At 59.7% G+C, this 8,717-nt stretch carries 7 protein-coding genes; all 7 read right to left on the bottom strand.

Annotated elements, in window-relative coordinates; all coding sequences use genetic code 11:
• Positions 1–310: 310 nt before the first annotated feature.
• Positions 311–856 (bottom strand): DUF2058 domain-containing protein, encoded by a 546-nt coding sequence (locus Q1W15_RS16010; RefSeq protein ID WP_300730160.1) that lies wholly within the window; start codon positions 854–856, stop codon positions 311–313.
• Positions 857–878: 22 nt separating this feature from the next.
• Positions 879–1,712 (bottom strand): nucleoside triphosphate pyrophosphohydrolase, encoded by an 834-nt coding sequence (gene mazG / locus Q1W15_RS16005; protein ID WP_300730159.1) that lies wholly within the window; start codon positions 1,710–1,712, stop codon positions 879–881.
• A 106-nt stretch (positions 1,713–1,818) separates the two neighbouring features.
• Positions 1,819–4,074 (bottom strand): GTP diphosphokinase, encoded by a 2,256-nt coding sequence (relA, locus tag Q1W15_RS16000; protein ID WP_300730158.1) that lies wholly within the window; start codon positions 4,072–4,074, stop codon positions 1,819–1,821.
• Positions 4,075–4,193: 119 nt separating this feature from the next.
• Positions 4,194–5,546, bottom strand: a complete 1,353-nt coding sequence (gene rlmD / locus Q1W15_RS15995) for a 23S rRNA (uracil(1939)-C(5))-methyltransferase RlmD (protein WP_300730157.1) — start codon at positions 5,544–5,546, stop codon at positions 4,194–4,196.
• Positions 5,546–6,448 carry a cysteine synthase CysM gene (gene cysM / locus Q1W15_RS15990; RefSeq protein ID WP_300730164.1) on the bottom strand — a complete coding sequence of 301 codons (903 nt, stop codon included), beginning with the start codon at positions 6,446–6,448 and terminating at the stop codon, positions 5,546–5,548. The genes rlmD and cysM overlap by 1 nt, the downstream gene beginning before the upstream one ends.
• 121 nt (positions 6,449–6,569) lie before the next feature.
• Positions 6,570–7,922 carry a sensor histidine kinase gene (locus Q1W15_RS15985; protein WP_300730156.1) on the bottom strand — a complete coding sequence of 451 codons (1,353 nt, stop codon included), beginning with the start codon at positions 7,920–7,922 and terminating at the stop codon, positions 6,570–6,572.
• Positions 7,912–8,640: a response regulator transcription factor gene (locus tag Q1W15_RS15980; RefSeq protein WP_300730155.1), complete on the bottom strand. Its 729-nt coding sequence runs from the start codon at positions 8,638–8,640 to the stop codon at positions 7,912–7,914. Before Q1W15_RS15980 ends, Q1W15_RS15985 begins: the two co-directional genes overlap by 11 nt.
• Between the last annotated feature and the right edge of the window lie 77 nt (positions 8,641–8,717).

Below are 8,717 nucleotides of genomic sequence, written 5' to 3'. Positions count from 1 at the left end.
ACAGCTTTTCAAAGTGGCACGGCGTAAGGCCGGAACCTCAAGTGGCCGTGACCGCAGCAATGGATAGAGTTGCTGCACGACAGCGCGGCTGTCATTGCGCTTTTAAAAATCAAAAGATCGCGAGCAAGCTCGCTCCTACGCGTGAATGAACACCGTGCTTTTGATCTGGCTTTTGATCCAAGGCCCCCCCTAAACCACGCTGGCCGAACGCAGGTTTTGCGCAGTGGGTAACCCGGCAGGACGCCGGGTTAGCCGCGACACGGCCAGGGACGGCCCCTCCTACAGCGATCTGCTGATCCAGTATGGCGGGTTACCACATCAGGTCGTCTGGGATCTGGTACGCCGCATACGGATCGTCTTCTTCCGGCGTTTTCGGTTCGACCAGAATATTCAATTGCACAATTCGGCGCGGGTCGCGCTCCTGGATCTTCAGCGCCGCCTCACGCGGGATCACTTCATAGCCGCCGCCGTGCTGGACGATGGCCAGTGAGCCATTAGCCAGCTTGTTGCGCATCAAGGTGTTGACTGACAGGCGTTTAACCTTCTTGTCATCCACAAAGTTGTAATAGTCTTCCGTGGTCAGCTTGGGCAGGCGCGACACTTCAATCAATTGCTTGATCTGGGCTGCACGGGCTTTTTGCTCGGCCTTTTCCTGCTGCTGGCGATTGAGTTCCTGATCGCGCTTGACCTTCTCGGCCTTGGCTTCGGCGGCCAGGCGCTGCTGCGTGTCGTCCAGTTCGATCTGGCCTTTATGCGCCAGTCGTTGCTGTTTCTGCTTTTCTTTGCCGGCCTGTTTGGCCTGCTTCTCGTTGACCAGTCCGGCTTTGAGCAACTGGTCGCGTAGGGAAATGCTCATCTGCTTACTCACTTAGGCACATTCAGCCGCAGCTGGGTAAATTCTGTTCCTGGCGCTTGGCTTCACCCCACAGGGCATCCAGGTCTTCAAGGGTGCAATTTTCAATGGGACGCAGGGTATCGCGCAATGCCTGCTCGATAAACCGGAAACGTCTGTCAAATTTGGCATTTGCACCACGTAAGGCGGTTTCGGGGTCAACCTTAAGGTGACGCGCCAGGTTTACCACCGAAAACAGCAAGTCACCGACCTCATCACGGATCGCCGCGGCGTCGTTATCCGCCATGGCTTCCAGCACTTCATCGAGCTCTTCACGCACCTTGTCCAGCACTGGCAAGGCCGCAGGCCAGTCAAACCCGACCTGGGCCGCACGCTTTTGCAACTTGGCTGCCCGGGACAACGCTGGCAATGCCACCGGCACGTCATCGAGCAGAGACAATTGCTGCGGTACAGCCGACTTCTCAGCACGTTCTTCGGCCTTGATCTGCTCCCAACGCAGCTTGACCTGTTCTTCACTCAGCCGGGGTGCGTCGAGTGGCGCATACAGATCACCCGTCGGAAACACATGGGGATGACGGCGAATCAGCTTGCGGGTAATGCTGTCGATGACACCGGCAAACTCGAACCGGCCCTCTTCGCGGGCCAGTTGGCTGTAATACACCACCTGAAACAGCAAATCGCCCAGTTCCCCTTGCAGATGCTCGAAATCACCTTGCTCAATCGCGTCAGCGACCTCGTAGGCTTCTTCCAGGGTGTAGGGGACGATAGTCTTGTAGGTTTGTTTGATATCCCACGGGCAGCCGAACTGCGGGTCGCGCAGACGGGCCATCAGGTTTAGCAAGTCGTCGAGGGTGTACATCATTAATCCTTTGTTCAGAACCCTGTAGGAGACGCCGGTTGTCGCGCGATGGCTCGCGATCATTTAAAGGTCAAAAGATCGCGAGCAAGCTCGCTCCTACGCAGGATCAGCGCGGCTCACTACGCCCGATACGGCGGGTCTCGATGATATTGGGCAACTGCGCGATGCGCCCCAGCAACCGACCCAGCGCGTCCAGCCCCGGGATTTCGATGGTCAGGGACATCAACGCCGTGTTGTCTTCCTTGTTCGACCGGGTGTTGACCGCCAGCACGTTGATACGTTCGTTAAGCAGCACTTGCGACACATCGCGCAGCAAGCCCGAACGGTCGTAGGCACGGATTTCGATATCGACCGGGTACGTCGACACCGGGATCGGCCCCCAGTTGACCTGAATGATGCGCTCAGGCTCACGGCTTCCCAGTTGCAGCACTGAGGCACAGTCCTGGCGATGAATGCTCACGCCACGGCCCTGGGTGATGTAACCCACAATTGCGTCGCCCGGCAGCGGTTGGCAGCAACCGGCCATTTGGGTGAGCAAGTTGCCCACACCTTCGATCTGAATATCGCCACGCTTGCCCGGCTTGTAACCCGTGGCTTTGCGTGGAATCAGCTCCATCTGCTCGCTGCCGCGCTCCGGCTCGACCAGCTGTTGCGCCAGGTTGATCAACTGCGCCAGACGCAAATCGCCGGCACCAAGGGCCGCGTACATGTCCTCGGCGGTTTTCATGTTGGCTTTGTCGGCGAGCTTCTCGTAATCGACGGCGGGCAAGCCCAGGCGGCCCAGTTCACGCTCCAGCAGGGTTTTACCCGCTGCCACGTTCTGATCGCGCGCCTGTAACTTGAACCAGTGAACAATCTTGGCCCGGGCCCGTGACGTGGTGATGTAGCCCAGGTTGGGGTTCAACCAGTCGCGGCTCGGCGTACCGTGTTTGCTGGTGATGATCTCGACCTGCTCACCGGTCTGCAGGCTGTAGTTGAGCGGCACGATGCGCCCGTTGATCTTGGCACCCCGGCAGTTGTGGCCGATTTCGGTATGCACCCGGTAAGCGAAATCCAGCGGGGTAGCACCTTTGGGCAAGTCGATGGCGTGACCGTCGGGGGTAAAAATATACACCCGGTCCGGCTCGATATCGACGCGCAACTGTTCGGCCAGGCCGCCGATGTCGCCCAGTTCTTCGTGCCACTCCAGCACTTGGCGCAGCCACGATATTTTCTCTTCGTACTGGCTGGACCCGGACTTGACGTCTGTGCCCTTGTAACGCCAGTGCGCGCACACCCCCAATTCGGCCTCTTCGTGCATAGCATGGGTGCGGATCTGTACTTCCAGCACTTTGCCTTCCGGGCCGATCACGGCCGTGTGCAAAGAGCGGTAACCGTTCTCCTTGGGGTTGGCGATGTAGTCGTCGAATTCCTTGGGAATATGCCGCCAGAGGGTATGAACGATGCCCAGCGCGGTGTAGCAGTCGCGCATTTCCGGCACCAGCACCCGCACGGCGCGCACGTCATAGATCTGGCTGAAGGCCAGGCCCTTGCGCTGCATTTTCCGCCAGATGGAATAGATGTGCTTGGCACGGCCACTGATGTCAGCGTCCATCACGCCCGTGGCTTCCAGTTCGGTACGCAACTGGTTCATCACATCGCTGATAAAACGCTCGCGGTCGAGACGACGCTCATGCAGCAATGTGGCAATTTGCTTGTATTGCTCAGGCTCCAGGTAGCGGAAGGACAAATCCTCCAGCTCCCATTTGATATGGCCGATGCCCAAACGGTGCGCCAGCGGCGCGTAGATATCGAACACTTCGCGGGCAACGCGAATGCGTTTCTCGTCCGAGGCATTTTTGACTTCGCGGATAGCGCAGGTACGTTCGGCCAGCTTGATCAGTGCGACACGCACGTCATCGACCATTGCCACCAACATTTTGCGCAGGTTTTCGACCTGCCCCTGGGAGCCCATCACCATGGATTGTCGCGGGCTAAGGCTGGCGCTGATCGCCGCCATGCGCAGCACACCATCGATGAGCTTGGACACCACCGGACCAAAACGCTGGCTGACCGCCGGAAGCTGGATCTGCCCCTCGCGCACGCCGCGATACAGAATGGCGGCGACCAGAGAGTCTTGATCCAGTTTCAGATCGGCCAGAATCTCGGCGATTTCCAAACCGGTGCGAAAGCTCGACGTGCCCTCGGCCCACACATTTTTGGCCGCATTCGCTTGCTGTTCCGCCTCGCGCGCAAACTCGCACGCTTCCTTCAAGGCTTCTCGGTCCAGCGCCACATCGACACTCACCGCATGATCCAGCCATGCCTCAAGGTTGAGAGTGCCGTCGGTGTTGATCGGCTGGTGTGCTCTGACCTGTACCATCTTGCTTACCTTCCCTACAGCGCACGTTTAATGCGCCGAAATCACTGACCCGAATCCCAACCGCACCCTACAGGGCCAAGTAGCGTGCGTTTGCGGGCCCGTCGAAATAGGCAGACATCCTAGTCTGCTTCAAATAACGCCATTGCCTCGACATGCGCGGTTTGCGGAAACATATCGAGGATCCCGGCACGTTTTAACCGATACCCCTGCTTCATCAACTCGACCGTGTCACGCGCCAGCGTGGCCGGATTACACGACACATAGACTAGACGCTTGGCACCCAGCCCCGACACCTTACGCACCACCTCAAAGGCACCATCACGCGGCGGGTCAAGCAACACAGCACCAAACCCGTCTTTGGCCCAAGGGGCGTTCAGCAGCGGTTGCGACAAGTCGGCCTGAAAGAAGCGCGCATTGTGCAGGTCGTTATGGACCGCATTTTGCGCAGCACGTTCGACCATCGTTGCAACCCCTTCAACCGCGACCACTTCGCGTACCTGACGCGCCAGCGGCAAGGCGAAATTACCCAGCCCGCAAAACAAGTCAAGCACCCGTTCATCGGCACGCGGAGCCAGCCACGCCAGCGCCTGCGCCACCATGGCTTCATTGACGCCCGCGTTGACCTGAACAAAATCGCCGGGGCGATAGGCCACGCTTAAATTCCATTGCTCTAAACGGTAGCCCAAGGTCTGGCTCAAATCGACCGGTTGCGGCTCACCTTCACCGTGCAGCCACAGCTGTGCGTTGTGCGTGACGCAAAATGCCTGTAGCACCTGCACATCTGCATCGCTCAGCGGTGCCATATGGCGCAGCAACACGGCAATGGCCGAACCGCTGAACAGCTCGACATGGCCCAGAGCCTTGGGGTTGCCCAGTTGGCGCAACATGGCAGGCAAGCCGGTCATAATAGGTTGCAAGGCCTGTACCAGCACCAGACAGTGATCGATGGCCACGATGTCCTGGCTGCCGGCGGCCCGAAAACCCACGTCCAGCCGCTTGGCCCGCGCATCCCAGCGCACGGCAATACGCGCCCTGCGCCGGTAACCAAACTCAGGGCCGGTCAAGGGTGCAGCCCACTCCTGGGGCTCAACGCCCGCCACACGGGACAGTTGTTCAGCGAGCATGCGCTGTTTCAGTGCGAGTTGTTCTTCATGGGGCAGATGCTGAACACTGCAGCCACCACATTGGCCAGCGTGGGCACAAGGCGCTTCACGGCGTATGTCGCTGGCCTTGAACACGCGCTCAGTGCGCGCCTCAACGACCTTGCCGTGGGCACCCAACACCCGGGTTTCAACCTCTTCACCGGCCAACGCCCCCGCCACGAACCAGGTGCGTCCGTCAATAAAGGCGATACCCCGGCCGTCGTTGGCCAGACGCTCGATTGTCAAACGCTGTTTCTTGCCCACAGGCACCTGCGCAACCCGGGTGCCGCCAGCGGGCTGAAAACGCAGGCCTCTCTCTTGCTTAGCCATCAGTTAGGCGCATCGTAAATGCCGGTCGACAAGTAACGGTCGCCACGATCACAGATGATTGCCACCATCACGGCGTTCTCGACTTCCTGGGACAGGCGCAACATCGCCGCCACGGCTCCGCCCGAGGACACACCACAGAAAATGCCTTCTTCACGGGCCAGACGCCGCATCACGTCCTCCGCTTCGCGTTGGGCCATGTCGACAATGCGGTCAACCCGGTCGGCCTGGTAGATCTTCGGCAAGTACTCGGTCGGCCAACGGCGGATGCCAGGAATCGCCGCGCCTTCCATCGGTTGCAAACCGACGATTTGCACGCCCGGGTTTTGCTCTTTGAGGTAGCGCGAAACACCCATGATGGTGCCGGTGGTACCCATCGAGCTAACGAAATGGGTGATCGTGCCTTGGGTCTGGCGCCAGATTTCCGGGCCGGTGCTGGTGTAGTGCGCTTCGGGGTTATCACCGTTGGCGAATTGATCCAGCACCTTGCCGCGCCCTTCAGCCTGGAGTTTGTCCGCCAGGTCGCGGGCACCTTCCATGCCTTCTTCCTGGCTCACCAGAATCAGCTCAGCACCATAAGCGGTCATGGCCGCCTTGCGCTCGGCACTGGAGTTGTCGGGCATGATCAGGATCATTTTGTAACCCTTGATCGCCGCCGCCATCGCCAGCGCAATCCCGGTATTCCCCGAGGTGGCCTCGATCAGCGTATCGCCGGGTCGGATCTGGCCACGCGTCTCAGCGCGGGTAATCATCGACAGCGCCGGGCGATCCTTGACCGAGCCTGCCGGGTTATTCCCCTCAAGCTTGAGCAACAAGGTGTTGGTGGTGTCTCCTGCCAGTCGCTGCAAGCGCACCAGCGGAGTGTTGCCGACACAGTCGGCGATAGTGGGGTACTGCAAGGTCATGGCGTATTCGCAATCCAGACTGCGGGGGCGCACATCATACCGACAAACAGCCGTTCCCCATATCACGCAAAGTGCGCCGCTTATAAGCGATAGTTATAAACATTTTGTAAGAGACTTGCCCTTATGCCGCCGCGAGCGTCACATTGACCCGCAAACCGTGCGCCGTATTCTCGGCCCACAGGCTGCCACCTTGCAGGCGCAAGGCATTGCGCGCGATGCTCAAGCCCAGGCCAAAACCGCCGTCGCCTGGCCGGGAACCGTCGAGCCGGGTAAAGGGCGCAAAGATGCGTTCCAATGCTTGAGGGTCTACCCCCCCACCCTGATCATCCAGCCATAAGTGCCACACATCGCCCTCACGTTGGCCGCCCAGGCTGACGATGCCTTCGGGCGGAGAATGACGAATGGCATTGCGCAATACGTTCTCCAACGCCTGGGCAAGGCTATTAAGATTGCCCCGCACCCAGCAGTGGGCGTCCACCCGGCAGGGCAACCGGGATTCGGGCCAGCCGCTTTCAAAGCGGGCGTTCTCGGTGAGCATCTCCCACAAGGCCTGGATCTGAATAGCCTCCACGGGCAGCGGATCACGCTGAGCGTCCAGCCAGGCCAATTGTAAGGTGTCATCAACCAGCCGCTGCATGCCATCCACTTCACGGCCCAACCGTTCGCGCAGGGCGTTGACGTCCTGCTCGCTGTCGCAGGCCACCCGTAACCGGCTCAAGGGTGTACGCAGTTCATGGGACAGGTCGCGTAATAATTGCTGCTGCTGGGCGACGGTGGTTTGCAAACGCTCGGACATTTGATCGAAGGCCCGCCCCAACTCCCCCAACTCATCCTGACGGCTGGTGGTCTGGCTCGACAGCCGGGCCCCCAATTGATCCGCCCTCCAGGCATGGGCCTGCTCGCGCAAATGATTGAGCGGCACGATCAGTAACCGGTACAAGCCCACACACAAGAGCAACGTGAACAGCCCGGGAATGAGGCCGTTGGTGATCACTCGCCAGACCACTTGCCAATTACCGGGCATAAACCGCTGTGGCAGCTCGATCACCAGGTAGCCCGCGGCGGGGTCCTTGAGAAACGGCACCTTGACCCACGGGCGCGCGGCTTTCAAATGGCTGATGGGCCAGTCCAGCCCGCGCAGGAATGTCAGCCGCTGGGTTTCGACCTCTGTCAGCGGGTAGCTGCTCAAGGCCTGCAAATCCTGGCCCACAACGCCGAGCCAGCCGGATTCCTTGTGCCCCATGGCCTGCAGCCATTGATCGACGCCCGTTTGCTGGCCTGACTCCCACGCGCGTTCAGCCTCACCTGCATAGCGCTGCAAGGTGATGCGCGCCTGCTCAGACAGATACCCCGTGCGTTTGTCCATGTAACGGCCCCAGGACCAACTGAGCCAGATCATCAACAAACAAAAGGCCACCAGTAAACAGGCCAGCTTCCAGAATACGGAGTGCTTGCCGGGCAACTTAGGGCGCATCGCTGGCGCTCAACACATAACCCTTACCCCAGACCGTGCGCAGTTCACGCGCGTGAAAGCCAATGGTTTTGAGCTTGCGGCGGATCTGGCTGACATGCATGTCCAGGCTGCGATCATGGGCCGCGTAACCGCGTTGCAACACATGCTGATAGAGAAAAGCCTTGCTCAGCACTTCATCGGTGTTGCGGTGCAGGGTATCGAGCAAGCGAAACTCGCTGCGGGTCAGCCCGCCCCACCGCTGACCATGGCGTACATCGCAGGCGTTTTCGTCGAAAAACAATTCAGCGTCGACACCCGCTGCCTCCCCTGGCACCTCCTTGCGAGGCATGCGGTCCAATGCCACACGCCGCAGGATCGCCTGAATCCGTACCCGTAGCTCCGCCATGCTGAACGGCTTGGGCAAATAGTCATCGGCCCCCAACTGGAACCCGCTGATGCGATCCGCCTCAGCCCCCAGCGCCGACATCAAAATGACGGGCAGCGCGTGGGTCTGGCGCAATTGCGTCAGCACTTGCAGGCCATTCATGCCCGGCAGCAGGATGTCCATCAGGACCACATCAAAGTGCCCTTGTTGGGCGTGCATAAGGCCTTCCTGACCGTTCTTGCACCACATCACGTCGAACCCGCTGCGCACCAACTGCTCATGCAGATAGGCCCCCAGCACGGGATCATCTTCGATAGCCAACAGCCGCGACGGGCTAACTGCTTCAGGATTCATTTACGTCTGCAAGTCATTCTCAATCGCTCAGTATTCAAGATTGAGCCGCCCCGAGCAACCATCACACCGCCTGCTGA

Origin of the sequence: Pseudomonas sp. (assembly GCF_030150285.1) — a bacterium.
Lineage (GTDB): Bacteria > Pseudomonadota > Gammaproteobacteria > Pseudomonadales > Pseudomonadaceae > Aquipseudomonas.
The sequence above is the reverse complement of the archived record's forward strand: the minus strand, read 5'-3'. Positions and strand labels throughout refer to the sequence as shown.